The organism is Enterobacter sp. AG326, from assembly GCF_004362415.1.
GTDB lineage: Bacteria > Pseudomonadota > Gammaproteobacteria > Enterobacterales > Enterobacteriaceae > Enterobacter > Enterobacter asburiae.
Genome location: NZ_SNXG01000003.1, coordinates 131886 through 157823 on the forward strand (window position 1 = coordinate 131886; position 25938 = coordinate 157823).

The 25938-nt window shown below is 56.6% G+C and carries 23 protein-coding genes and 1 other RNA gene; 11 read left to right on the forward strand and 13 right to left on the reverse strand.

The features are described from left to right. Positions 1-32: 32 nt before the first annotated feature. From DFO52_RS12025 to kbaZ, 9 genes are all read right to left on the reverse strand, one after another. Positions 33-1922, reverse strand: a complete 1890-nt coding sequence (locus DFO52_RS12025; RefSeq protein WP_133550447.1) for an enterotoxin — start codon at positions 1920-1922, stop codon at positions 33-35. 20 nt (positions 1923-1942) lie between these two features. Beyond that, positions 1943-2815, reverse strand: a complete 873-nt coding sequence (kbaY, locus tag DFO52_RS12030) for a tagatose-bisphosphate aldolase subunit KbaY (RefSeq protein WP_023309313.1) — start codon at positions 2813-2815, stop codon at positions 1943-1945. 12 nt (positions 2816-2827) lie between these two features. Next, a complete protein-coding gene (locus DFO52_RS12035; RefSeq protein ID WP_133550448.1) occupies positions 2828-3976 on the reverse strand; it encodes an SIS domain-containing protein in 1149 nt (382 codons plus the stop codon). Positions 3977-4222: 246 nt separating this feature from the next. Then, a complete protein-coding gene (gene nagA / locus DFO52_RS12040; RefSeq protein ID WP_133550449.1) occupies positions 4223-5356 on the reverse strand; it encodes an N-acetylglucosamine-6-phosphate deacetylase in 1134 nt (377 codons plus the stop codon). Further along, on the reverse strand, positions 5353-5787 hold the full coding sequence (gene agaF / locus DFO52_RS12045) for a PTS galactosamine/N-acetylgalactosamine transporter subunit IIA (RefSeq protein WP_029739648.1): 435 nt from the start codon (positions 5785-5787) through the stop codon (positions 5353-5355). The genes nagA and agaF overlap by 4 nt, the downstream gene beginning before the upstream one ends. A 16-nt stretch (positions 5788-5803) precedes the next feature. Further along, entirely contained in the window at positions 5804-6682 is an 879-nt protein-coding gene (gene agaE / locus DFO52_RS12050; RefSeq protein ID WP_029739649.1) for a PTS N-acetylgalactosamine transporter subunit IID, read from the reverse strand. After that, the gene (agaW, locus tag DFO52_RS12055; protein ID WP_133550450.1) at positions 6672-7451 is read right to left on the reverse strand and encodes a PTS N-acetylgalactosamine transporter subunit IIC; all 780 of its coding nucleotides are present in this window, start codon (positions 7449-7451) and stop codon (positions 6672-6674) included. Before agaW ends, agaE begins: the two co-directional genes overlap by 11 nt. Before the next feature lie 10 nt (positions 7452-7461). Continuing rightward, positions 7462-7935, reverse strand: a complete 474-nt coding sequence (gene agaV, locus DFO52_RS12060; protein ID WP_133550451.1) for a PTS N-acetylgalactosamine transporter subunit IIB — start codon at positions 7933-7935, stop codon at positions 7462-7464. A 20-nt stretch (positions 7936-7955) separates the two neighbouring features. Beyond that, on the reverse strand, positions 7956-9263 hold the full coding sequence (kbaZ, locus tag DFO52_RS12065) for a tagatose-bisphosphate aldolase subunit KbaZ (RefSeq protein WP_133550635.1): 1308 nt from the start codon (positions 9261-9263) through the stop codon (positions 7956-7958). Between the two features lie 239 nt (positions 9264-9502). Here kbaZ and DFO52_RS12070 point away from each other — a divergent pair, with 239 nt between their 5' ends. Beyond that, positions 9503-10306, forward strand: coding sequence for a DeoR family transcriptional regulator (locus DFO52_RS12070; RefSeq protein WP_133550452.1), 804 nt, complete (start codon positions 9503-9505; stop codon positions 10304-10306). A 72-nt stretch (positions 10307-10378) separates the two neighbouring features. Here DFO52_RS12070 and garD read toward each other — a convergent pair whose 3' ends face one another. Then, entirely contained in the window at positions 10379-11950 is a 1572-nt protein-coding gene (gene garD, locus DFO52_RS12075) for a galactarate dehydratase (protein WP_133550453.1), read from the reverse strand. Positions 11951-12324: 374 nt separating this feature from the next. Here garD and garL point away from each other — a divergent pair, with 374 nt between their 5' ends. The 9 genes from garL (at position 12325) to DFO52_RS12120 (ending at position 22582) form a co-directional block, all read left to right on the forward strand. Continuing rightward, the gene (gene garL / locus DFO52_RS12080) at positions 12325-13095 is read left to right on the forward strand and encodes a 2-dehydro-3-deoxyglucarate aldolase (RefSeq protein WP_059347592.1); all 771 of its coding nucleotides are present in this window, start codon (positions 12325-12327) and stop codon (positions 13093-13095) included. A 21-nt stretch (positions 13096-13116) separates the two neighbouring features. Continuing rightward, the gene (gene garR, locus DFO52_RS12085) at positions 13117-14007 is read left to right on the forward strand and encodes a 2-hydroxy-3-oxopropionate reductase (RefSeq protein ID WP_133550454.1); all 891 of its coding nucleotides are present in this window, start codon (positions 13117-13119) and stop codon (positions 14005-14007) included. Positions 14008-14066: 59 nt separating this feature from the next. Continuing rightward, positions 14067-14443: RNase P RNA component class A (rnpB, locus tag DFO52_RS12090), an RNA gene on the forward strand. A 675-nt stretch (positions 14444-15118) separates the two neighbouring features. Next, a complete protein-coding gene (gene tdcA / locus DFO52_RS12095; protein ID WP_133550455.1) occupies positions 15119-16039 on the forward strand; it encodes a transcriptional regulator TdcA in 921 nt (306 codons plus the stop codon). A gap of 100 nt (positions 16040-16139) precedes the next feature. Beyond that, positions 16140-17129 (forward strand): bifunctional threonine ammonia-lyase/L-serine ammonia-lyase TdcB, encoded by a 990-nt coding sequence (gene tdcB / locus DFO52_RS12100; protein WP_029739655.1) that lies wholly within the window; start codon positions 16140-16142, stop codon positions 17127-17129. A gap of 9 nt (positions 17130-17138) precedes the next feature. Continuing rightward, a complete protein-coding gene (gene tdcC, locus DFO52_RS12105) occupies positions 17139-18470 on the forward strand; it encodes a threonine/serine transporter TdcC (protein ID WP_029739656.1) in 1332 nt (443 codons plus the stop codon). Between the two features lie 30 nt (positions 18471-18500). After that, positions 18501-19709 (forward strand): propionate kinase, encoded by a 1209-nt coding sequence (gene tdcD, locus DFO52_RS12110; RefSeq protein ID WP_047646461.1) that lies wholly within the window; start codon positions 18501-18503, stop codon positions 19707-19709. Between the two features lie 15 nt (positions 19710-19724). Next, entirely contained in the window at positions 19725-22019 is a 2295-nt protein-coding gene (gene pflB / locus DFO52_RS12115) for a formate C-acetyltransferase (RefSeq protein ID WP_023309297.1), read from the forward strand. 152 nt (positions 22020-22171) lie between these two features. After that, a complete protein-coding gene (locus tag DFO52_RS12120) occupies positions 22172-22582 on the forward strand; it encodes a hypothetical protein (RefSeq protein WP_029739658.1) in 411 nt (136 codons plus the stop codon). A gap of 90 nt (positions 22583-22672) precedes the next feature. Here the strand turns inward: DFO52_RS12120 and DFO52_RS12125 are convergent, their stop codons facing one another. Then, the gene (locus tag DFO52_RS12125) at positions 22673-23374 is read right to left on the reverse strand and encodes a pirin family protein (protein WP_133550456.1); all 702 of its coding nucleotides are present in this window, start codon (positions 23372-23374) and stop codon (positions 22673-22675) included. Between the two features lie 104 nt (positions 23375-23478). Here DFO52_RS12125 and DFO52_RS12130 point away from each other — a divergent pair, with 104 nt between their 5' ends. Continuing rightward, positions 23479-24381: a LysR family transcriptional regulator gene (locus DFO52_RS12130; protein WP_029739659.1), complete on the forward strand. Its 903-nt coding sequence runs from the start codon at positions 23479-23481 to the stop codon at positions 24379-24381. A 46-nt stretch (positions 24382-24427) separates the two neighbouring features. Here DFO52_RS12130 and DFO52_RS12135 read toward each other — a convergent pair whose 3' ends face one another. Both DFO52_RS12135 and DFO52_RS12140 read right to left on the reverse strand, forming a co-directional pair. After that, positions 24428-24793, reverse strand: a complete 366-nt coding sequence (locus DFO52_RS12135) for a DUF805 domain-containing protein (protein ID WP_029739660.1) — start codon at positions 24791-24793, stop codon at positions 24428-24430. Between the two features lie 106 nt (positions 24794-24899). After that, positions 24900-25886 carry a glutathione S-transferase family protein gene (locus DFO52_RS12140; RefSeq protein WP_033146724.1) on the reverse strand — a complete coding sequence of 329 codons (987 nt, stop codon included), beginning with the start codon at positions 25884-25886 and terminating at the stop codon, positions 24900-24902. Positions 25887-25938 lie beyond the last annotated feature (52 nt).

Consider the following 25938-nt stretch of genomic DNA (forward strand, 5'->3'; position numbering starts at 1 on the left):
CCTAACCCGGCCTGCAGATCGTTATGCGTCTTTTAGCTAACTGGCACCGCCTCAAACACTAGCGTTTCCAGCGGCTGCAGGGTAATCACCACCGCGTTTTTGTATTCCTCCGGTACGGTTGAATTACTGCCGTACACCGCTTTCAGACGAAACTGCGCCGCGTTTCCCGTCGGGATTTCAAAATCTTTCGTCAAATCCAGGAAGTAGCTTTGCGGCTTATCCGACGGGTTACGCAAGCCGAGAATCGCTTTGTCCTTGCTCCAGGATGCCCAGCCGTAAACCTGCAGCGCGGTTGGATCGCCACCAACCCAGTGCGTATCCACCAGCACGCCGGCGTTTTCCCGCGACCACTTCGCGGCCCGCGCCAGGGTATCCCACTTCGCCTTATTCAGCATTGAAGGGGTGATATACAGCTCCTGCAGCTGGGTTCCGGTCGCGAAGTAGCTCCAGACCTGATCGGCAAAGTCGCTGTCCGTTTGCACTTTCTCCAGCCCGTAATAGGCGTTTTCCGCGCTGACGATCCCGTGGTACATCAGCGAGTTCAGCGGGAACAGCGGGCCTTTGCGAACAATGGAGCGGTACGTTTCCGCATCGCGGTAGGTCATCCACTGCTGCACCGGCGTACCGGGGCCGTACAGGTTGATGTCATCGCCCTGGCGCCAGATGGAATCAGCGTAGAACAGCCAGGATGGGCTGGCGTTGGTACCTGTCGTCAGGTTAATAAACAGATTCGGGTTGGCGCTGCGCATGTTGTGCAGCAGAGCGATAGAGGCGTCAAAATCCGAGGCGAACGGGCTGCCCTTAATATGCGAATTGGCATTACCCATCCCGTCCAGCTTGAACGAGGTAATGTGCTCGTTTTTAATTAGCTTAACGATCTGCTCATTGAAGTTTTTAAAATAGTTTGGGCCTGACAGCGCCAGTTTCCCGTCTACCGTTTCGAAACCGTACTCTTTTGCATGCGAGACGCGAGTGTCGCGCGGTTTGTTATATCCACCCCACGGCGAGAGCCACAGTCCAACCGAGCTGTGCATGCTGTCGGCTTTTTCCCGAACTTTGCCAAAACCGTTGCTGAATGCCGGGCCAAACAGCCAGCGCCCGGTCAGGTCATCCCAGCCGTCGTCAAGCAGGAAGGCGTCCAGCGCCACGCCGCGCCCGGTGATAAATTTCTTATTCCATTCATCCATCCGCCCCAGCACGTCCTGCTCGGAATATGGGGTAAAGAAGCCGATATCCATCCAGCTGTTGTAGTGTAAATAAGGCTTATACGGACGCGGGCGGACGGCATCAATAAACTGGTTTACGCTGCGGCGCAGCTGGCTGGTCTCCGGGAAGGTGCCGAACCAGGTGGTAAAGCTGACCGGCGACTCTGGCTGAATCGGCGTTTTCAGCTCTACGTTGAGATTGGTGGTCGCTTCATAGGCGTAAGTGTTAACGATGGGCTTGTCAGGCAGAATAAAGAACGAGTCTGCGACGATCGGCGAGCTGTTAATCGCCCCGTCTACGTAAGGTGCCTGAGCCTGCTTTTTGGTCGGGAAGAAGGTAATTTTCGCCACGTCTCGCGGCTGGCCAACGGCGGCAACGGTGTAGTCGATGCTGGCGTATTTCCCCTTCACCAGGTTCAGCTTCACCGTTACGTTAAAGTCCGGATGGGTGAAATCGATGACCAAGCCGCTGTCCTGCTTTTCGACATGCTTGATTTTAAAATCAGCGGTGTGGATTTTCGTCTCGTCCGGAAGCGTCAGAAAGAACAGCTCCTGCGGCGTGAGCGGATGGTTAGCTCTGATGTCCTTAACCACTACCGTTGAGTTTGCATCATCAAATGACAGGGCTATATTGTCGTTACCGAGCGCGTAATTCGCGGCCACCGCGCTATGGGAAACGCACAGGGCCAGCACTGAGAGTGCGAGGATTTTTTTCATCAGCGTAAGCTCCTTTTTAATCAGGCTTCTGCCGGAAGCAGCAATCGGTTTGCCGATCCGCAAACGGCGATCTTGCTTCTGACCACCTCTTTCATGGCGTCCATGCCGACCCGCATATAGAAGCGCGGATCGTTGCCCTGCGGGTTTTCGGCAAACCAGGCCTTAACCGCGTCAGAGAAAGCAATTTTCAGCTCGGTCGCCACGTTGACTTTGCACACGCCCAGCTCGATGGTGCGGCGAACAAACTCATCCGGCACATCGCTCGCGCCGTGCAGCACCAGCGGCACGGTGACCACTTCGCGGATTTCTGCCAGCCGCTGGAAGTCGATTTTCGGGCGTTTGGTATACAGGCCATGCGCGGTGCCGATGGCGACGGCAAGGCTGTCTACGCCGGTCAGTTCGACGAAGCGTTTCGCCTCCTGCGGATCGGTGAGGAATGCGCTTTCCGCGTCCACGCTCATGTCATCTTCCATACCGCCCAGACGGCCCAGCTCGGCCTCGACGCTGCAGTCGTTGAGGTGGCAGAAATCGACCACCGACTTCACCAGCTTCACGTTTTGTTCAAACGGATAGTGGCTGCCGTCGATCATCGCGCTGCGCACGCCTGCGTTGACCTTGCGGCGAATATCGTCCAGCGATTCGTGGTGATCGAGGTGCAGCGCCAGCGGCATGTCGTAGGTGTGGGAGTAGGCGCTGCACAGGGCGTAGATCTCTTCCAGCGCAATATGCTTAAAGGTGCCCGGCGTGCCCGCGAGGATCACCGGCGATCGCATTTCGCTGCACGCTTCGAGGATCGCCTGAATCGTCTCCGCGTTGTGGATGTTGAACGCCGGCACGGCGTAGCCTTTTGCCTGCGCATCCTGCAGAAGATATTTCGTCGAGATAATACTCATAATCAGATCCTCTTAAGCCTGCCACGGATGAATAACGACGCCCTGCACCACGCGGTTGACCGTCCCGCTGGCGGATGGCGTATCGGGCGTAATGCCTGTGCTAAGCGACTGGGTGAGCGCAAAGACCTGGGCATACATCAGGAAGCAGAACGCCTGTTCCATATCGATAAACGGACGTGAAGGCGGCAGCAGAATGTGCGGACCCGCTTCAATGACCGGATCGTTTTCAGCGGCGATGGCAACGACGCGCAGGGCCTGGCGATCGCGGCGCAGCTCGGCCAGCAGATCCAGATCGTACTGACGCGTATACGGATGGCTGGAGATGAACACCACCACCAGCGTTTCGCTATCGACCAGCGACTTTGGCCCGTGACGGAAGCCCGTTGGGGAGTCGTAAAATGCCGCCAGCTTGCCCGCCGTCAGTTCCAGCACCTTCAGCGCCGATTCGCGCGCCGCGCCCTGCAGGCCGCCGCTTCCCAGATACACGATCCGTTTCCACGGTTCGCTGCCAAAGACGCCGTGGCTGAAATCCCCGAGCGAGGCGAGGATCGCCTGGCAGCGATCGGCGACGTCGCGGAAGGTGTGGGTATTGATCGTTTCCGGGGCGAACACGGCCAGACAGCTCGCCATCATGGTGGTGATGCTGCTGGTCATTGCGAACCCGCGATCGTGCGTTTCGGCAGGCATCAGCAGGGCAAAGGCGTTATCGCTGGCGACGGCGTTCTGGTACAGGCTGCCCGCCTCGTTGCAGGTAATCGACAGGTGGTAGCACTCCGGCACGAACTGGTTTGCAAGCTCAACGGCCGCGACGCTTTCCGGACTGTTGCCGGAGCGGGCAAACGAAATCAGCAGCAGCGGATGCGCAGGGCTGAAGTAGTCCATCGGGTTCGTGACCAGATCGGTTGTCGGGACGGCAGTGAAGTTTTTCCCGGTGTGGCTTGAAAGCCATGGCGCAATGATATCGCCGATAAAGGCGGACGTGCCCGCGCCGGTCAGGACGATCCGCAGATCGCGCTTGCGCAGCAGCGGCGTCAGGAAACTGTCGATCGAAGCACGCAGGTTATCGATGTTGTTGAGCGAGCGGATCCAGCTGGCAGGCTGCTGGCGGATCTCTTCCTCGGTCCAGGTGCCGGTTGCGGCGGCGGTAGTGGTTTGTGGCATAACTCAGTCCTTAGTCGTGTGAATTCCACATCAGACGCTGGCAATCGTGTCGCTATCTTTCGTTTCGTTTCACTTGTTCACTTAAGCAGTTAAATAAAATCTATAGAAAAGAAATCGAAACTTCAATGAAAGAAAAGAAATAAAACGAAAAGTGTGATCGTGAAAGAAAAGGGGAAATTTAAGGAAAGGAAAAGAAAGGCCTTACGGTTTCAGGCCGTAAAGCCAAAAGGTGACACAATGAAAGGGCTAAAGGGGGAGAGCCTGGCCCTGAATCCAGATCCGCTGGAGGTGTAAACCCCCGTCCAGCGCAATGATATTGGCGCGTTTTCCCGGGGCTAAGGATCCAAGCTGACCGTCAACGCCCAGCAGCCGGGCAGGTTGCAGCGAGGCCATATGGATCGCCTCTTCGGCGGTTACGCCCGTATACTCCACCATATTCCTGACCGCGGCATCCAGCGACAGCGTGCTGCCCGCCAGCCCGCCGGAGCCGGTTCGAACCACGCCGTTTTGCATCGTGACCTCTTCGCCGCACAGGGTATACCGTCCGTCCGGCATACCTGCCGCCTGCATGGCATCGGTAATCAACACCACGCGATCCTGCGCGCAGCAGCAGCATAAACGCATCGCCCCTGGATGGACGTGGTGGCCGTCGGCAATCAGCTCCAGCCACGCCCGTTTGTCCGTAAGCCCTGCGCCGACCATGCCTGGCTCTCTGTGGTGCAGCCCCGTCATACCGTTGTAGCAGTGCACCAGCCCGTCGGCACCCGCGTCAAACGCGGCGAGAGTTTGTCGGTAGGTGGCAGCGCTGTGGCCCAGCATGACGCGTATACCGCGCTGTTTAAGATGGCGAATCGCCTGCAGCGCGCCGGGCTTTTCCGGCGCGAGCGCCACCACCCGTAGCGTGCCCTGTGAAACGTCAGCCAGCCTGTCCAGCTCGGCGATATCCAGCTCCCGAAACAGCTCGGGCGGATGCGCCCCTTTGTTCTGGGGCGTAAAGTACGGTCCTTCCAGATAGCTGCCCAGGATCTGCGCGCCGGGGCCGCCGGACCGAGTGCGCCGGGCGATACGCATCAGCGCGCTGTGGATGGCTTCCATCGGCGCGGTCACGGTGGTGGGCAGAAATGCGCCTACGCCTTCACGCGCTTTATGCATTGCCAGAGTGTCCAGCACGTCGGGCGCATCATCCATGACGTCCACGCCCGCGCCGCCGTGGACGTGCGTATCGATATAGGCCGGGCAAAGCAGCTCCGCATCGCGCGTCGTAACGCCCGCCGGGATGGGTTCAATCGCCGCAACCGCGCCGCTTTCAATGCGTAGCTGGTGGTCGTCCAGCCAGCCCTGCTCGGTAAGGATCCGTCTCGCGCGCAGCAGCTGGCTCATATCCCTTCCTCAGCCGGAGCTTCCTCGCGACAGCGCCCCAGCTCGTCGACCAGGCTCGTCAGGCCGCGGTGCCCGCACTCCAGCGCCTGCAGACGAAACGCTTCGCTGCTTAATCCGTCGCGCTCCAGCACCATCTCCAGCAGCAGCTGCAGGTTGGTGCCGGTGATCACTTCGCTACCCGGCCTTTGCATCGCGAGCGTTGACGCCACGCGGAACGGCGTGCCGCCGAGCAGGTCGGTGAGAAACACAATATCGTGCTGCGCATCGAGTTCGTTCACCGCCTGCTCAAGCTGAGCGGTCAGCCGCGCGGTGGTGGAGGTTTCCGGAAAATCGATGGCGATAAACTGCGGCTGCTCGCCGAGGATCTGCTTCATCGCCTGCTCAAGCCCGCTGGCAAAACCGCCGTGACCCGTCAAAATAATGCCTAACATCGCAACCTCTTTGCTTTTACAGGAAGTGACAGAATTTACCGACAACGCCCAGCAGCACGGTGATACCGATTAGCCGCAGCGGGCTCCAGCCGCGGCGTACCAGCCAGAACATCGTCAGGGTGTAGACAAGCGGCAGGAACGCGGGCATCAGCTTGTCGATGACGTCGGCCTGCAGTTTGACGACCGCATCACCCGCTTTGATTTCGAGCGTGGTATTGAGGCGGACGTAGGTTGCCACCAGCGCGCCGATTACCGTCATCCCGACGATAGACGCCGCGTGGCCGACCTTTTTGGTGTTGGCTTTAATCAGCGGAATGGCCGCGACGCCCATCCGGTAAGCGTAGTGCGCCAGGCCAAAGCGCAGGCCAAGGTGCACCACGTTAAACAGCACGATAAAGACCACCGCGCCCAGAATCGAACCCTGCAGCGCCAGGCTGGCGCCAATACCGCCGCAGATGGGCAGCAGGGTTAGCCAGAACATGGCGTCGCCAATACCGCCGAGCGGCGCGCCGACGGCAATTTTTGTGCTCTGGATGCTGTTCACATCCTGCTTGGATCGCTCCATCGCCAGAATGATGCCGATAACAAAGGTCACCAGGAACGGGTGGGTGTTAAAGAAGCCCATATGGCCTTTCATCGCCCGCGCCAGGTCCCGCTTGTTGGTGTGGATCTTTTTCAACGCGGGCAGCAGCCCGTACAGCCAGCCGGAGGCCTGCATACGTTCGTAGTTAAACGAGGCCTGCAGCAGCATGGAACGCCAGGCCACGCGGTTTATATCCTTTTTCGTCAGCTCGGCACCGATGTTCTGGTCTTCGTAGACGTTTTCATTCACGCCGGTCAGCAGCGTCTCTTCGCTTTCAGACACGCCCGGCAGGGTGGTTTGGTTAGATGCCATCTTCGAATTCCTCTTTCTGAGCGGCGGGAGCCGTCGGTTCAGGCGATTTACGCATCAGGTCGATCAGCGCCATCGCCAGCGCGGCCGCCGCAATCGCCAGCACCGGAAGCTTGAGCCAGGCGGCGGCGACAAAACCGATAATGAAGTAAGGGATGTAGACGTTTTTCATCATGATCTTCAGCAGCACGGCGAAGCCGATGGCTGGCATGATGCCGCCCGCGACGCCGAGGCCGTCAATCAGACGCGCTGGCAGAACGTCAATGGCGGTTTTCGCATGTTCCGCACCGAAGTAGATTGGCAGGAACGCGCACAGAAAATAGAAGATGCCGAGCGCCAGCAGCGCAAGATAGTTAACCCGTTCAATACCGTATGTATCTGCATTAGCCGCCATGCGATCGCAGCGCGACATGACGCCGGACATCACCGAGAAGAGGAACGTAATCCCCATCTGAACCGCCACGGCAAACGGCACGGCGACGCCAACCGCGACTTCTGGCTTCACTCCGGTGCTGATGGCAAATGCGGTCCCCACGATGGTGCCGATAATGACGTTAGGCGGCTGGGCACCGGCGAGCGGGGCCAGCCCCATCCAGACCAGCTCTAACGTCCCGCCGGTCAAAATGCCGGTGTGCAGATCGCCCAGAATCAGGCCGACCAGCGGCCCGAGTACCACCGGGCGGTGCATGTGCGTTAACCCGTTAAACATATCCAGACCGGCGATAAAGGCGAGTATGCCTAACCCCAGCGCCTGCAACAGACTGATTTCCATTGTGAATCCCTCAGAGCAGTTTAAAGAGATCCAAAGCAGTTTCTGTTGGAACGCCCTGAACGAAGCATTCCACACCGGCCTCTTTCAGGCCGTTGAACGCGTCAATATCGTTCGCGTCGACAGAGACCGTTTTGGCAATTTGTTGTTTGCCACTGGCGTAGTGCATATTTCCGATGTTAATACGGGTGATGGGTACGCCGCCCTCGACCAGCTTCAGAAAATCGGCGGGTGATTTGCAGACCAGCAGGATTTTCTGGCGGTCAGCGGCGCGGTGAATGTTGTCGATCACCTTTTGCAGCGACCAGAAGCGCACGGCGATCCCTTCCGCGAGCACCATTTCCATCAGGTTCTGTTGAACCGGATCCTCAGCGACCTCATCGTTAGCGACGAGCACCAGGTTTGCCCCCGCAAACCCCACCCACTGCACGCCCACCTGACCGTGGATCAGGCGTTCGTCGATGCGGCATAAGACAATGTTTGGCATAGCGTTTTCCTCTTTTTTAATTATGCGTCTTGAGTCGTTACGCCTTCGCAGGCGGCGTGGTACTGCTGGAGTATGTCCTGAATGTGGTCGATGATGAGTTCCCGTGGCGTTGACTTGAGAGCGCCCTCGCGAACTTTACTGTACTGCAGCGGCAGGTACTGGCTGATCAGCGGCAGGGGAACAGACTCGTCTGCCAGGTTACGCACCAGCCGTGCAAAGGCGTCGTCAATCTGGCTGTCCGGCCAGTAGTAGCGCACGCGGTCAGAGTAGCTGTAGCCGCGCGCCAGGCGACGCGCGTTGCCGTCACCGTGGTAATGGCTTTGCCAGTATTCCGGGCGATCGAGCATGACGTTTTCCAGCACGTGACGCAGGCCGGAGCTGGCTTTTGCCGGCAGCAGCTCCTCTTCTATGGCGGCCAGCGAGAATAGCGCCTCGCGCAGGGCGAAGGTCAGGGCGGGGCCAACTTTCAGAATCGCAAAGTGATCGTTAACCAGCTGGCGCAGCGCCTGCGGCGTCTGGTAGTCGGTGGAGTGCGCTTCAAACACCAGCGTATCGTAGGCTTCAACCATTTTGCTCAGGGCAACGGCTTTCTGCGGCTGATAGTCGCAGACGTGCGCGTGGTCGAACTCCACGCCAGGCTGGACCACCAGGCCAATAATGCGCGGCCAGATGTCGCTTAAGCCTTCCTTTTCGAACGCGTGACGATGCGCTTCAAGCGTGGCGCGGGCCGCGTCCGGCGTGGTGACGGCAAGTTCGGTGAGCGTCTCGTGCGCGCCACCGGGAACCGGCACTTCCGTGCCGATAACGTAGACCAGATCGGATTCACCAAACTGCTCGCGGCAGGTCGCTTCGGCAATCTTCGCCAGGCGTGCGGCGCGTCCGGCAACGATCGCGTCGGTCAGGGGAACCGGGTCGTCCTCGCAGGACATGCTGCAGTCCAGGTGGATCTTTTTGAATCCGGCGGAAACATAGCTTTTGATCAGATCGTCGGCGTTGGCCATCGCCTGTTCCGCAGGGAGATTTTGCCAGCGGTTGGGGCCTAAATGATCGCCGCCGAGGATCAGCTGTGACGTCGGAAAACCGAGCGACTCGGCAAGCTGGCAGACAAATCCGTAAAAATCCGCAGGCGTCATGCCGGTATAGCCGCCAAACTGATCCACCTGGTTGGAGGTGGCCTCGATCAGCAGCGGCGACTGACGCGAATGCGCGTAACGAATGGCAGCTTCAAGTACCAGCGGATGTGCGGAACAGACGGCATAGATCCCGTTCGAATTCCCTCGTTTATGTTGTTCCACCATTTCTGTCAGATGTTTCACTTTCCTCTCCATTTCGGATGGTAATGATACTTGTCTTTCGTTTTGTTTCATTTAATCCTGCATCATGGTGATATAAAAATAAAACGAAAGATAATAGTTTTCCGATCTGTTTCACAAAAGAAACATAATGAAAGGTTTCAGCGCAGTGTTGGCTTGCGTCTGTACGTAAGGCGGGACTTGCATTCCCGAAAAAGAAAGGCCTTAATAGGCAAAACGAAATGAAACGAAAGACTATTTATTAAGGATCTCGTATGAGCAGCACCGATTCATCCGCGGAAAAGCGCATCCCCGGCACCAGTGAAAGGCGAGAGCAGATCATTCAGCGGTTGCGGGCGCAGGGAAGCGTGCAGGTTAACGATCTGTCTCATCTGTACGGCGTATCGACGGTGACGATCCGCAACGATCTGGCGTTCCTGGAGAAGCAGGGCATCGCCGTTCGCGCTTACGGTGGGGCATTGATTTGCGAAGGCAACATGCCGGGCGCTGAGCCTTCCGTGGAGGATAAAAGCTCGCTGAATACGGCGGTGAAGCGCAGTATCGCGCAGGCCGCTGCCGCCCTGGTCAAACCCGGGCACCGTATTATTCTGGACTCCGGCACCACGACGTATGAAATCGCCCGCATGCTGCGCCAGCACACGGACGTCATTGCGATGACCAACGGGATTAACGTGGCGAATGCGTTGCTGGAAGCGGAAGGGGTGGAACTGCTGATGACCGGCGGGCATCTGCGCCGTCAGTCGCAATCTTTCTACGGTGACCAGGCAGAACAGTCGCTACAGAATTACCATTTTGACCTGCTGTTCCTGGGCGTTGACGCCATCGATCTCGACCGCGGCGTAAGTACGCATAACGAAGACGAAGCCCGCCTGAACCGCAAAATGTGCGAGGTGGCGGAGCGTATTATCGTTGTCACGGACTCGAGTAAATTTAACCGCTCAAGCCTGCATAAAATCATTGATACGCAAAGGATTGATATGATTATTGTCGATGAAGGCATTCCGGCGGAGAGTCTGGACGGGCTGCGGAAAAGCGGGATTGAGGTGGTGCTGGTTTAAGGGGGCTTTCCCCTCACCCTAACCCTCTCCCATAGGGGAGAGGGGACCGTTCGGTGCGGTTGGGAATATGAATCACGTCACCGGTGCCGGGTTGAACACCGCCAGCTGATTATGTAATCCCCATTGATCCGAGAAGGTTTTCTTCCGCCCGCTGGCGACATCCAGAATGAAGTGGAACAGCTTCCAGCCCACGTCCTCAATGCTCTCTTCCCCGGTGGCGATGGTGCCCGCGTTGATGTCCATTAAGTCATACCAGCGGTTTGCCAGCTCGGTACGGGTCGCCATCTTGATCACCGGCACCGCCATCAGGCCGTACGGCGTGCCGCGCCCGGTGGTAAAGACCTGTACCGTAATGCCGGACGCTACCTGCTGAGTACCGCAGACGAAATCGCTGGCCGGCGTTGCCGCGTAGATCAGGCCGCGTTTCGTCGGGCGCTGGCCCGGAGAGAGCACTTCCACAATCGCGCTCTGGCCGGATTTGGCAATCGATCCAAGCGCTTTTTCCACCACGTTGGCCAGGCCGCCTTTTTTGTTGCCCGGAGACGGGTTGGCGCTGCGGTCGGTTTTGCCCATATCGAGATAGCTATCGTACCAGGCCATTTCCTCGAGCAGGCGCTTACCGACCTCTTCATTAACGGCGCGTGGCGTGAGCAGATGGATGGCGTCACGCACTTCGGTTACCTCGGAGAACATCACCGTGGCGCCGCAGCGCACAAGCAGATCGGACGCATAGCCCACCGCCGGGTTGGCCGTCACGCCGGAGAAGGCATCGCTGCCGCCGCACTGTGTTCCCACTACCAAATCAGACGCCGGGCAGGTTTCGCGCTGGCGCTTGTTGAGCTTGTCCAGATGGCGTTCAGCCACCTGCAGGATATCCTCGACCATTGAGCGGAAACCCACGTGGCGTTCGTCCTGCAGGCGCACGATGCTGGCCTCGTCTGCCGGAATGGCTTTGACATCTTCGGTGCCCTGCAGCAGGCGCTCTGGCTGCAATTTTTCACACCCCAGACCGATGACCATCACCTCGCCGCCAAAGTTCGGGTTCAGGGCGATATTATGGATGGTACGAATAGGCACCACGGCAGCGGGTGCGTTAATCGCCACGCCGCAGCCGTAGAGGTGGTTCAGGCCAACCACGCCGTCGACGTTCGGGTATTTCGGCAGCAGATCGCGTTCGATGATTTTCACCACGTAATCCACTACACCCGCCACGCAGTGCACGCTGGTGGTAATGCCGAGCAGATTCTTGGTGCCGACGCTGCCGTCCGCGTTGCGGTAGCCTTCGAAGGTATAGCCCTCCAGCCGAGGAAGCGGTTCCGGTACGCGGGTCGCCAGCGGAAGCGTGTTTAGCGGCGGCGCTTCCGGCAGCGCCACCAGCGACTCCTCAACCCAGCTCCCCTGTGGTATAGAGCGAACGGCATAGCCGATGACTTCACCGTAACGTACGATTTCGCTATTAGCAGGGATATCCACCAGGGCGACCTTATGTCCCTGCGGAATATGCTCAATCAGTTCCAGCCCGTCCGGGAAGCGGGTGCCCGCTTTTAAGCCATTGTCGTTGACAATAATCGCCACATTATCGGTGTCGTGGACTTTTATATAAAACGCCGTCGGCGATGCCTGTCGAATTTCAATGTCGGCCATTGTTCAGTATTCTCCAGCAAAGTGTCTGATAATAAATTCAGCCAATTTTAAAATGGTAGAAATAAATACGCGGCTTTCAGAAATAAAGCATGTCAGCATAGGGAACATGAAAATGTGATCGCGATCGCTCCAGAACCAGTAATGCCTGATTCTGTGCATTAGCGCCCAGCGCCTTGTGCATATGCAAAAAAATTTATCGAAGTGTAACGCAATACTTGAGCATTAAAACAATGTGCGGTCGTGGATTGCGTCTTATACTGAATGACGATTTTATAACGCCAAAATACGTCAGAATAATAAATATAATGCTGGTGCGGTGTCTGAATAAATAAAATGATGCTGATATAGGCTGCGGAATTAAAAAGGTAAATACGATGAGTAACGATATCTTCCCGAATAAATTTAAAGCGGCCCTCGCGGCACACCAGATTCAGATTGGCTGCTGGTCCGCGCTGGCAAACCCTATCAGCACCGAAGTGCTGGGCCTGGCCGGTTTTGACTGGCTGGTGCTGGACGGCGAACATGCGCCGAACGATATCAGCACCTTTATTCCGCAGCTGATGGCGCTGAAAGGCAGTCCCAGCGCCCCGGTAGTGCGCGTGCCAACTAACGAGCCGGTAATTATCAAGCGCCTGCTGGATATCGGTTTCTACAACTTTCTGATCCCGTTTGTGGAGACGGAAGAACAAGCGGCCCTGGCCGTAGCTTCAACGCGCTATCCGCCTGAAGGGATCCGCGGCGTTTCCGTTTCGCATCGCGCCAATATGTTTGGCACCGTGCCGGACTACTTCGCGCAGTCCAATAACAACATCACCATTCTGGTTCAGATCGAGAGCCAGCAGGGCGTTGATAACGTTGACGCGATTGCAGCCACAAACGGCGTGGACGGTATCTTCGTCGGCCCGAGCGATCTGGCGGCCGCGTTTGGCCATCTGGGTAACGCCAGCCATCCTGACGTGCAGCGCGCGATCCAGCACATCTTTGCCCGCGCTAAAGCTCACGGCAAACCGTGCGGCATTCTGGCGCCTGTTGAGGCTGACGCCCGTCGCTATCTGGAGTGGGGAGCCACGTTTGTTGCCGTCGGCAGCGACCTCGGCGTATTCCGCGCAGCCACGCAGAAATTAGCCGACGCTTTTAAAAAATAACCATCATTGAGGAAACAGATTATGACGCTGAAAGTGGGTTTTATTGGCCTGGGCATCATGGGTAAACCAATGAGTAAGAACCTCATCAAAGCGGGTTACTCACTGGTGGTATCCGATCACAATCCGCAGGCCGTGGCAGAGGTGATAGCGGCTGGCGCTGAAACGGCCACCACCGCGAAGGCCATTGCCGAGCAGTGCGATGTCATCATCACCATGCTGCCAAACTCACCGCATGTTAAAGAGGTTGCGCTGGGTGAGAACGGCATTATCGACGGTGCGAAGCCGGGCCTGGTGCTGATTGATATGAGCTCTATTGCACCGCTCGCAAGCCGTGAAATCAGCGAGGCGTTAAAAGCGAAGGGCGTCGATATGCTGGATGCACCGGTCAGCGGCGGAGAGCCGAAAGCGATCGACGGCACGCTGTCGGTGATGGTCGGCGGTGATAAAGCCGTTTTCGATAGATTTTACGACCTGATGAAAGCGATGGCGGGCTCCGTGGTGCATACCGGGGACATCGGGGCGGGTAACGTGACCAAGCTGGCCAATCAGGTGATTGTGGCGCTGAACATTGCCGCCATGTCCGAGGCGCTGACGCTGGCAACCAAAGCGGGCGTTAACCCGGATCTGGTCTATCAGGCCATTCGCGGTGGTCTGGCGGGCAGTACCGTGCTGGATGCCAAAGCGCCGATGGTCATGGATCGTAATTTCAAACCCGGTTTCCGCATCGACCTGCATATCAAAGATCTGGCGAACGCGCTGGATACGTCACACGGCGTGGGCGCACAGCTGCCGCTGACCGCGGCGGTCATGGAGATGATGCAGGCGCTGCGTGCCGACGGCCTGGGCACGGCCGATCACAGCGCGATTGCGTGCTACTACGAAAAACTGGCCAAGGTGGAAGTGGCGCGTTAATCACGCCTTGCCTACACGTTAGGGTGACAGCGGCGCGCAAACCCTCTATACTGCGCGCCGAAGCTGACCAGACAGTCGCCGCTTCGTCGTCGTCCCTTTCGGGGGAGACGGGCGGAGGGGAGGAAAGTCCGGGCTCCATAGGGCAGGGTGCCAGGTAACGCCTGGGGGGGAAACCCACGACCAGTGCAACAGAGAGCAAACCGCCGATGGCCCGCGCAAGCGGGATCAGGTAAGGGTGAAAGGGTGCGGTAAGAGCGCACCGCGCGGCTGGTAACAGTCCGTGGCACGGTAAACTCCACCCGGAGCAAGGCCAAATAGGGGTTCACAAGGTACGGCCCGTACTGAACCCGGGTAGGCTGCTTGAGCCAGTGAGCGATTGCTGGCCTAGATGAATGACTGTCCACGACAGAACCCGGCTTATCGGTCAGCTTCAACTTCTTAAAAAACCCCGCTTCGGCGGGGTTTTGCTTTCCGGGTTCTGCTGGACGGGTAAGCGCAGCGCCGGACAAACGACATCAATTCTCATATTTGCGACAGTAAGCACATTTCACTGCTTTTATACCTTTCGTATCGATCCTGTATCTGTAGACGATCGTCATCACAAAATTTCACGCTAAAAAACAGGCGATTTTCAGTGTTGATAATTTGTTATGATTGTTACCTTAATGATCGCGAAACTTTTCTCGTTTGATATGCATATATTGAAATCAAATACATTTCTCCCGTGAATATGTGACGAATTCCACTCTTTTCCGCAAACCTGAAAATTTGCATCGGAAAAATTTAATAAATTGAAAGAATGTTTCAAACAAATAGCGGTTATTTATTGGTCTTTAATTGCCTGAAAGATCGTCTTTATTGATTTTTTTAACGCAGGAAAATTTATCAAGGTTATCGCCATAAAATAAATTTATTACTACTGCTTTTATTGATCGATATCAGCGTAATGGTGTGGCTGTATTTATTCATGTTATTGATAATAAATGCATTTTTGGGTTGCCATTGTTCCTGTGAAGCGCGCGAAAAAGCAAATTGTGAGTGACAGCACATACCCCCTTAAACTCTATTAGGTAGAATCCGCTCCGTCATAGGGAAATAAGCGCAGAATATTATGAACACTATTATTCTACCGAAAACACAGCACCTCGTGGTATTTCAGGAAGTCATTAAAAGTGGCTCCATAGGTTCTGCAGCAAGACAGCTGGGCCTGACGCAACCCGCCGTCAGCAAAATCATCAGCGATATTGAGTCCTACTTCGGCGTGGAAGTGATGGTGCGTAAAAACACCGGCGTAAAACTCACCGCCGCGGGCCAGGTTCTGCTCTCGTACTCTGAGTCGATCACCCGCGAAATGAAAAACATGGTGAGTGAGATTAACAGCCTGAGTTTCAGCACCGTTATGGACGTCTCCTTTGGCTACCCGTCGCTGATCGGCTTTACCTTCCTGTCTGAGATGATCAAAAAATTCAAGGAAGTGTTCCCGAAAGCACGCGTCTCGATGTATGAAGCCCAGCTCTCCTCTTTCCTTCCGGCCATTCGCGACGGTCGTCTGGATTTCGCTATCGGCACGCTGAGCGATGAAATGCTGCTGCAGGATCTGCACGTCGAACCGCTGTTTGAGTCCGAGTTTGTGCTGGTCGCCAGCAAAACGCGAACGTGCACCGGCCCGACGACACTGGCATCGCTCACGCACGAGCAGTGGGTGATGCCGCAAACCGATATGGGCTACTACAAAGAACTTCTGACTACTCTGCAAGACAACCACATCAGCATCGAAAACATCGTCCAGACCGATTCCGTCGTCACCATTTATAACCTCGTGCTGAATGCCGATTATCTGACGGTCATTCCCCGCGACATGATTGCCCCGTTCGGTTCTGATCAGTTTATTGTGCTGCCCGTGGAAGATGAATTACCCGTGGCACGTTATGCCGCCGTGTGGTCAAAAAATTACAGGATTAAAAAATCGGCGTCAGTATTAGTTGAGCTGGCAAAACAGTATTCGTCGATGAATGTCGAAAGACGACGATGAATAATGAGTAATCATTTTAAAAACACCCAGAGCTTATCTCTGTAACGCTCTGATACCCTGACTTTGCCTGAAAAGAATGAATTATTATAACGAGGATATTATGCATATTACCTACGATCTCCCGGTAACGATTGAAGATATTCAGGACGCCAGAAAACGACTGGCAGGAAAAATATATAAAACAGGTATGCCGCGCTCGAATTATCTTAGCGAACGCTGCAAGGGCGAAATATTCCTGAAGTTTGAGAACATGCAGCGTACCGGCTCGTTTAAGATCCGCGGCGCGTTTAACAAATTAAGCTCGCTGACCGACGCTGAAAAACGCAAAGGCGTTGTCGCCTGCTCCGCGGGGAATCACGCGCAGGGTGTGTCCCTCTCCTGCGCGATGCTTGGCATCGACGGCAAAGTGGTGATGCCGATGGGCGCGCCGAAGTCTAAAGTGGCCGCGACGCGCGACTACTCGGCGGAAGTTGTGCTGCACGGCGAGAACTTCAACGACACCATTGCCAAAGTCAGCGAAATCGTCGAGATGGAAGGACGTATTTTTATTCCGCCGTACGATGACGCCAAAGTGATCGCCGGGCAGGGCACCATCGGTCTGGAAATTCTCGAAGATTTATACGACGTGGATAACGTTATTGTGCCTATCGGCGGCGGCGGTTTAATTGCCGGAATTGCGACGGCAATTAAATCCATCAACCCCACCATTAATATCATCGGTGTGCAGTCAGAAAATGTTCACGGCATGGCGGCATCGTTTCAGGCCGGGGAAATAATGAGCCATCGCGTTACCGGCACGCTGGCCGACGGCTGTGATGTTTCTCGTCCCGGTAATTTACCGTTCGAAATTGTTCGCGAGCTGGTTGATGACATTGTGCTGGTCAGCGAAGACAACATTCGCGACAGCATGATCGCGCTTATTCAGCGAAATAAAGTAGTGACGGAAGGTGCCGGCGCGCTGGCCTGTGCCGCGTTATTAAGCGGCAAGCTTGACCACTATATTCAGGGTCGTAAAACCGTCTGCATTATTTCCGGCGGCAATATCGATCTCTCCCGTGTTTCCCAAATTACCGGCTTCGTTGACGCATAAAGGTGACCTATGAGCAACACAGAAAGCATTATCGTTGGCCAGACAAAAACGTCCTCCTGGCGTAAGTCTGATACCACATGGACCCTCGGCCTGTTTGGTACCGCCATTGGCGCAGGCGTGCTGTTCTTCCCCATTCGCGCAGGCTTTGGTGGATTGATCCCTATTCTGCTGATGCTGGTTCTCGCGTTCCCGATTGCGTTTTACTGTCACCGCGCGCTGGCGCGTTTGTGTCTGTCCGGCAGCAACGTCTCCGGCAACATCACCGAAACGGTGGAAGAGCACTTTGGTAAAACCGGTGGGGTGGTGATCACTTTCCTCTACTTCTTCGCCATTTGCCCGCTGCTGTGGATTTACGGCGTCACCATTACCAACACCTTTATGACCTTCTGGGAAAACCAGCTCCAGCTGCCTGCACTGAACCGCGGCGTGGTGGCGCTGTTCCTGCTGCTGCTGATGGCCTTTGTTATCTGGTTTGGTAAAGACCTGATGGTGAAGGTCATGAGCTTCCTGGTGTTCCCGTTTATCGCCAGCCTGGTGCTGATTTCCCTGTCGCTGATCCCTTACTGGAACTCGGCGGTGATCGACCAGGTCAACCTGAGCGATATCGCTTTTACCGGTCATGACGGCATTCTGGTCACGGTGTGGCTGGGTATCTCCATCATGGTCTTCTCCTTCAACTTCTCGCCTATCGTTTCCTCGTTTGTGGTCTCCAAGCGCGAAGAGTACGAACCTGAGTTCGGCAAAGCGTTCACCGAGCAGAAATGTTCCAAAATCATCGGTCGCGCCAGCCTGCTGATGGTGGCCGTGGTGATGTTCTTCGCCTTTAGCTGCCTGTTTACGCTCTCTCCGCAGAACATGGCGGACGCCAAGGCGCAGAACATTCCGGTGCTCTCCTACCTGGCGAACCACTTTGCGTCGATGTCCGGAACCAAATCGACGTTCGCGACGGTGCTGGAATACGGTGCCTCCATCATCGCGCTGGTGGCTATCTTCAAATCCTTCTTCGGCCACTACCTGGGCACGCTGGAAGGGCTGAACGGCCTGATCCTCAAGTTCGGCTACAAGGGCGATAAGAAGAAAGTCTCCGTTGGCAAACTGAACACCATCAGCATGGTGTTCATCATGGGCTCCACCTGGGTTGTGGCCTACGCCAACCCGAACATTCTGGACCTTATTGAAGCCATGGGCGCACCAATCATCGCCTCTCTGCTCTGCCTGCTGCCGATGTATGCCATCCGCAAAGCACCGGCGCTGGCGAAATACAAAGGGCGTACCGAGAACATCTTCGTTACCGCGGTCGGCCTGCTGACCATTCTGAATATCGTTTATAAACTGTTCTAACCCATTGCTCAGGAAGAGCGGAGTCACATGATGATTGAGTTTCCGGTTGTACTGGTTATTAACTGCGGATCGTCCTCTGTTAAGTTTTCGGTGCTCGACGCCAGCAGCTGCGATGCCCTGATGACGGGCATTGCAGACGGGATCAACACCGAGAAGGCCTTTATTTCCGTGAACGGGGGTGAGCCGGCCAGACTGGCTCACCATGACTACGAAGGGGCGCTGGCTGCCATCGCCCTGGAGCTGGAGAAGCGTAACCTGATGAGCAGCGTGGCCTTAATTGGACACCGCATTGCGCACGGCGGCGACCTCTTCAGCGAGTCGACCCTGATTACGGAAGAGGTGATCGCGCAGATCCGCCAGGTCTCCCCGCTGGCGCCGCTGCATAACTACGCCAACCTGAGCGGCGTGGAAGCCGCAGAGCGCCTGTTCCCGGGCGTGCAGCAGGTGGCGGTATTTGACACCAGCTTCCACCAGACGCTGCCGCCGCAGGCGTATCTGTACGGATTGCCGTACCGCTATTTTGAAACGCTGGGCGTGCGCCGCTACGGCTTCCACGGCACCTCTCACCGCTACGTGGCCGCGCAGGCGCATACGCTTCTCGGGCTGTCCCCCGATGACAGCGGCCTGGTGATTGCCCATCTCGGCAACGGGGCGTCCATCTGCGCGGTGCGCAACGGCGAAAGCGTCGATACCTCGATGGGGATGACGCCGCTGGAAGGGCTGGTGATGGGTACGCGCTGCGGCGACGTGGACTTTGGCGCCATGGCGTGGATTGCCCAGCAGACCGGCCAGTCGTTCGAGGATCTGGAGCGCGTGGTCAATAAAGAGTCCGGGTTGCTGGGGATCTCCGGCATCTCCTCCGATTTACGCGCGCTGGAGAAAGCCTGGCACGAAGGCAATGAGCGGGCACAGCTGGCAATACACACCTTTGTTCACCGCATTGCGCGACATATCGCCGGGCACGCGGCGTCGCTGCACCGCCTGGATGGGGTGGTCTTTACCGGCGGCATTGGCGAAAACTCGAAGCTTGTCCGCGCGCTGGTGGCGGAACATCTGAACGTATTCGGCATCCGCCTCGACGACGCCAAAAATGCCCTGCCGGGCAGCGCGGGCGAGCGCGTGATCTCCACCGAGTCGTCCCGCGTGGCCTGCGCGGTTATCCCTACCAACGAAGAAAAAATGATCGCGCTGGACGCCCTCCGTCTTGGGAAGGTTACCCCGGCCGCGGCTTACGCCTGATAAAGCGAGAAACACATGAAAGTAACAATCGATACGGGCGTCGCGCCCTACAGCGACGCATGGGCCGGGTTTCGCGGTGAAGAATGGAAAAACGCCGTCAACGTCCGCGATTTTATTCAGCATAACTACACCCCTTATGAAGGCGATGAAGCTTTCCTCGCGCAGGCGACGCCAGCAACGACGGCGCTGTGGCAGAAGGTAATGGTCGGCATTCGCCAGGAGAACGCCACCCACGCCCCGGTGGATTTTGACACCAACATTGCCACCACCATTACGGCCCACGGGCCGGGCTATATCGACCAGGATCTGGAGACGATCGTCGGTCTGCAAACCGATAAACCGCTCAAGCGCGCGCTGCACCCGTACGGTGGGATCAACATGATCCGCAGCTCGTTCGAAGCCTATGGTCGGGAGATGGATCCGCAGTTCGAATACCTTTTTACCGACCTGCGCAAAACCCACAACCAGGGCGTGTTTGACGTCTATTCGCCGGAGATGATGCGCTGCCGTAAATCCGGCGTGCTGACCGGTCTGCCGGACGGCTACGGGCGCGGGCGCATCATCGGCGACTATCGTCGCGTGGCGCTATACGGGATCGCTTATCTGGTGCGCGAGCGCGAACTTCAGTTTGCCGATCTGCAGGGCAGGCTGGAGCGCGGTGAAGATCTGGAGGCCACGATCCGCCTGCGTGAAGAGCTGGCGGAGCACAGGCGCGCGCTGCTGCAGATCCAGCAGATGGCGGCGAACTACGGCTTTGATATCTCACGCCCGGCGATGAACGCCCAGGAAGCGGTGCAGTGGGTCTATTTTGCCTACCTGGCGGCGGTGAAATCCCAGAACGGCGGAGCGATGTCGCTGGGGCGCACGGCCTCGTTCCTCGATATCTACATTGAACGCGACATGCAGGCAGGAAGGCTGAATGAAGTCCAGGCGCAGGAGCTGATCGACCACTTCATCATGAAGATCCGCATGGTGCGCTTCCTGCGCACGCCGGAGTTTGACACGCTCTTCTCCGGCGATCCGATCTGGGCGACGGAAGTGATCGGCGGCATGGGGCTGGACGGGCGCACGCTGGTGACCAAAAACAGCTTCCGATATCTTCACACGCTGCACACCATGGGGCCTGCGCCGGAGCCGAACCTGACGATCCTCTGGTCTGAACAACTGCCGATCGCGTTCAAGAAATACGCCGCGCAGGTGTCGATCGTCACCTCTTCGCTGCAGTATGAGAACGACGATCTGATGCGTGCGGACTTCAACAGCGACGACTACGCCATTGCCTGCTGCGTCAGCCCGATGGTGATCGGCAAGCAGATGCAGTTCTTTGGCGCGCGCGCCAACCTCGCCAAAACGCTGCTGTACGCGATCAACGGCGGGGTGGACGAGAAGCTGAAGATCCAGGTCGGCCCGAAAACCGAGCCGCTGCTGGACGACGTGCTGGATTACGACACCGTGATGGCGAGCCTCGATCACTTTATGGACTGGCTGGCGGTGCAGTACATCAGCGCCCTGAACCTCATTCACTACATGCATGATAAGTACAGCTACGAAGCCTCGCTGATGGCGCTGCACGACCGGGACGTCTATCGCACCATGGCCTGCGGCATTGCCGGGCTGTCGGTGGCCGCAGATTCCCTGTCGGCCATTAAATACGCCACGGTGAAGCCGGTGCGCGACCATACCGGACTGGCGGTCGATTTCGTGATTGAAGGGGACTATCCGCAGTACGGCAACAACGACGACCGCGTGGACAGCATCGCCTGCGACCTGGTGGAGCGCTTTATGAAGAAAATTCAGGCGCTGCCAACCTACCGCAACGCGGTGCCAACCCAGTCGATCCTGACCATCACTTCCAACGTGGTTTATGGCCAGAAGACCGGGAACACGCCGGACGGACGCCGCGGCGGCACGCCGTTTGCGCCTGGCGCGAACCCGATGCACGGCCGCGACAGAAAAGGGGCCGTGGCCTCGCTAACGTCGGTGGCCAAGCTGCCGTTCACCTATGCGAAAGACGGGATCTCCTACACCTTCTCCATCGTGCCGCAGGCGCTGGGCAAGGACGAGCTGGTGCGAAAAACCAACCTGGTGGGGCTGCTGGACGGGTACTTCCATCACGAAGCGTCCATTGAGGGCGGGCAGCATCTGAACGTCAACGTCATGAACCGGGAAATGCTCCTCGATGCCATTGCGCATCCCGAGAATTACCCAAACCTGACGATCCGCGTTTCAGGCTATGCGGTACGTTTTAATGCGCTGACGCGCGAGCAGCAGCAGGATGTGATTTCGAGGACGTTTACCCAATCTATCTGATGACATTCAGGTCTCATGCCCCCTCAACCCTGGGGGCATTTTTTTGCCCGCTAAACATACAAAATTGTTTATATAATTATTCACACATATTCATCCGCTCTTGAAAAACAATACGCCTGCTTTTCCCTATCACAGCATGTAAGGACAGTAAGATGATGAAAATGACCCGTATCGCGCTGGTCGCCGCCTCGCTGGCAGTGTGCAGTTTTACGGCAAAGGCCGCGAACGTTGAGGCTGCCCCGTCTCCCTCGCAGGATCCGCTGGTACAGCACCTGAAGCTCAGCAATGAGCAGGTTAAGAAGATTGAAGATCTGCATAAACAGCTGGAACAAAATGTCAGTAAGATCCCGATGACGGGAGTGAAGGACGGCGCGCTGATCGACATGTTCCAGGCGGGTAAATGGGACGAAAGCACGGTGAAAAGCCAGCTTGCTGCCTTTAGCAAAATTGAAGAGCAGACCCGCTATTACCGCGTGAAATATTACTTCGACGTCAGCCAGGTGTTGACGCCGGAACAGCGTAAGCAGATTAGAACCGATATGGCTAACGCGCTGGCAGAGTGATTTCGTACGTCGCATACGGCGCCGGATGATTCTCCTGTGGCTCGACCGGTTCCCTCTCCCACTGGGAGAGGGTTAGGGTGTGAGTATTTTCTAAACCGGCAAATCAATCAGCAGCGCGCGCAGCGGCGTATCCGCCACCAGGGTGATATTCGCTTCATCACGAATAAACGCCCCGTCGCCGCAGGTGAGCGCTTCTTTCTCTTCCGTGTGCGTCACCGCATGTACCGTACCGTGAATAGACTGTAAATAGGCGCGCGGACCATGAAGCTGGAAGCTCGCCTGTTCACCTTTTTTCAGTTCGATATGGTGCAGCCACACCTGCTGGCGCAGCTGCAGGCTACCTATACTGCCGTCCGGCGATGCAATCAGCTGCTGCTTGTCGCCCGTTAAATCTAACTTCTGCACCAGCGGATTTTCACGCTCGGGGCAGGCGTCCAGCCACAGCTGCATACGGGTCAGCGTTTTGTCTTTGCTGAGGTTATGTTCGCTGTAGCTGATGCCCGGCTGCGTGGAAATTAACAACGCTTCGCCAGCCTTTGCCTGGACATGATTGCCCTCGCTATCGCGGTATTCTGCCTCGCCTTCCAGGATCAGGTTCAGGATATCGACTTTCGGGTACGTACGCGGCTGGAAGGAGGCGCCCGGGGCGAGCACTTCCTGGTTTAACACGCGCAGTGAAGCGTAACCGAGGAGTTTAGGGTCAAAGTAGTGTCCAAAGGAAAAGGTGTAGCGGGCCTGCAGCCAACCGAAATCGGCTTGTCCGCACTGTTTAGCTGTTCTTGTCGTAATCATAAACTTGACCTCTCTTTACACTAAAACAATGGTAAAGGTATGGACGCTGCATTGTTAGCCAGATATTCTGCCCGGTATGTTCAAATTTCCTGAATGAGAACGAGATGGCTAAAGAGAGAGCATTGACGCTTGAGGCGCTTCGCGTCATGGACGCAATTGACCGGCGCGGCAGTTTTGCGGCGGCAGCAGATGAGCTGGGGCGCGTTCCGTCTGCGCTTAGCTACACCATGCAGAAGCTGGAGGAAGAGCTGGACGTGGTGCTGTTTGACCGCTCCGGTCATCGAACAAAATTCACTAACGTGGGGCGAATGCTGCTGGAGCGCGGCCGCGTGCTGCTGGAAGCGGCGGATAAGCTCACGACAGACGCGGAAGCGCTGGCGCGCGGCTGGGAAACCCATCTAACGCTGGTAACGGAAGCGCTGGTACCGACTGAAGCGCTGTTCCCGCTGGTGGACCGCCTGGCGGCGAAGGCCAATACGCAGCTGTCAATCATCACAGAGGTGCTGGCAGGCGCGTGGGAACGTCTGGAAACGGGCAGGGCGGATATTGTGATTGCGCCGGACATGCACTTCCGTTCCTCATCGGAAATCAACTCGCGCAAGCTCTACAGCGTGATGAACGTCTATGTTGCCGCACCCAATCACCCGATTCACCAGGAGCCGGAGCCGCTCTCTGAAGTGACGCGCGTGAAGTATCGCGGCGTGGCGGTAGCGGATACCGCGCGCGAGCGTCCGGTGCTGACGGTGCAGCTGCTGGATAAGCAGCCTCGCCTGACGGTGACCTCGCTGGAAGACAAACGGCAGGCGCTGCTGGCGGGTCTGGGCGTGGCGACCATGCCGTACCCGTTTGTGGAAAAAGACATTGCTGAAGGGCGGCTGCGCGTTGTCAGCCCGGAATATAGCCACGAGGTGGATATTATTATGGCGTGGCGCCGTGACAGCATGGGCGAAGCCAAATCATGGTGTTTACGCGAAATTCCGAAGCTTTTCACGCAATATAATAAATAAAATCGTAATTTGTAGGCCCGGTAAGCGAAGCGCCACCGGGCTTTTTTTATGCGCCGATTTTCGGATCCGGACCAAAGCGGTTTTCGCCCGGCGTCCCGCTCTGGCAGTTGAAAATTAAAATCACGATCCAGCCAATAATCGGGATCAGCAGCAGCAGTAACCACCACGCTGAACGATCGGTGTCGTGCAGTCGACGGAACAGCACCGCCCATGATGGCAGCAGGACTAACAGGCCATAAATGGTAGTCAGCACGCCTTCACCGCCAGCCCGCTCCCAGCCAAGAATTTTATCCACAATACCCAGCACCATAATGAGAATGAAGTTCACCAGAACGAACATCCAGTACTCTTTCCGGCGGGCACGACCACCAAATCCAATGTAGTTACGCAGTACTTTTAAATACCAGTCCATTTTCCTTGCCTCATTAGTCAGTCAATCACTTGTTTTCTAAGCGATCGAGGTAAGGATAGATGGAGATTGTGAATTAAAAAAGGGCATCTGTTGATGCCCTTAATATTTAGCCAAATCGGACGTCGCGCCCGTGAGGTTCATCCAGATCCTGCCACGGCCCAATGGAGATAATACCCGTCGGGTTGATGGTTTTGTGGCTGCGGAAATAGTGGGTGCGGATATGGTCGAAGTCGACCGTGTCGGCAATACCCGGCATCTGGTAGATGTCGCGCAGGAAACCATGCAGGTTCAGGTAATCGCTGATGCGGTGCTTGTCGCACTTAAAGTGGGTGACATAGACCGGATCGAAGCGAACCAGCGTGGTCCACAGGCGAATGTCCGCTTCCGTCAGGCGATCGCCCGTCAGGTAGCGATGCTGGCCCAGGATCTGCTCGAGACGCTCAAGCGATTCAAACACCTTTCCGACCGCTTCGTCATACGCTTCCTGGCTGGTGGCGAAACCGGCCTTGTAGACACCGTTGTTGACGTTGTCGTAAATCCAGCTGTTCAGCTCGTCAATTTTCTCACGCAGCTCAGCCGGATAGTAATCTCCGGCGCGGGCGCCGTGCGCGTCAAACGCGGTATTGAACATGCGGATGATTTCCGCAGACTCATTGCTGACAATCGTCTGGTTTTTCTTGTCCCACAGCACCGGCACGGTAACGCGCCCGGTGTAGTGAGGATCGGCGCGCAGATAGAGCTGGTAAAGGAAATCGTGGTGGTAAAGATCGTCGCCGGTCGCCGCGGGGAAATCACTGTCAAACGTCCAGCCGTTTTCCAGCATCAGCGGGTTCACGACCGAAACCGGAATTAAGGATTCGAGACCTTTAAGCTTGCGCACAATCAGCGTGCGGTGTGCCCACGGGCAGGCAAGCGAAACATAAAGATGATAACGGTCTTTCTCAGCCGCGAAGCCGCCTTCGCCGCTCGGGCCTGGCGCGCCGTCGGCGGTCAGCCAGTTACGGAAGGCCGAAACTGAGCGCTTGAAGCGACCTCCGGTGGATTTGGTGTCATACCAGACATCCTGCCATACGCCGTCTACGAGTTGTCCCATTTTTTCCTCCGTCAGATAGCAAAAGCGAGGAGATATCTCCTCGCTTTGTGTT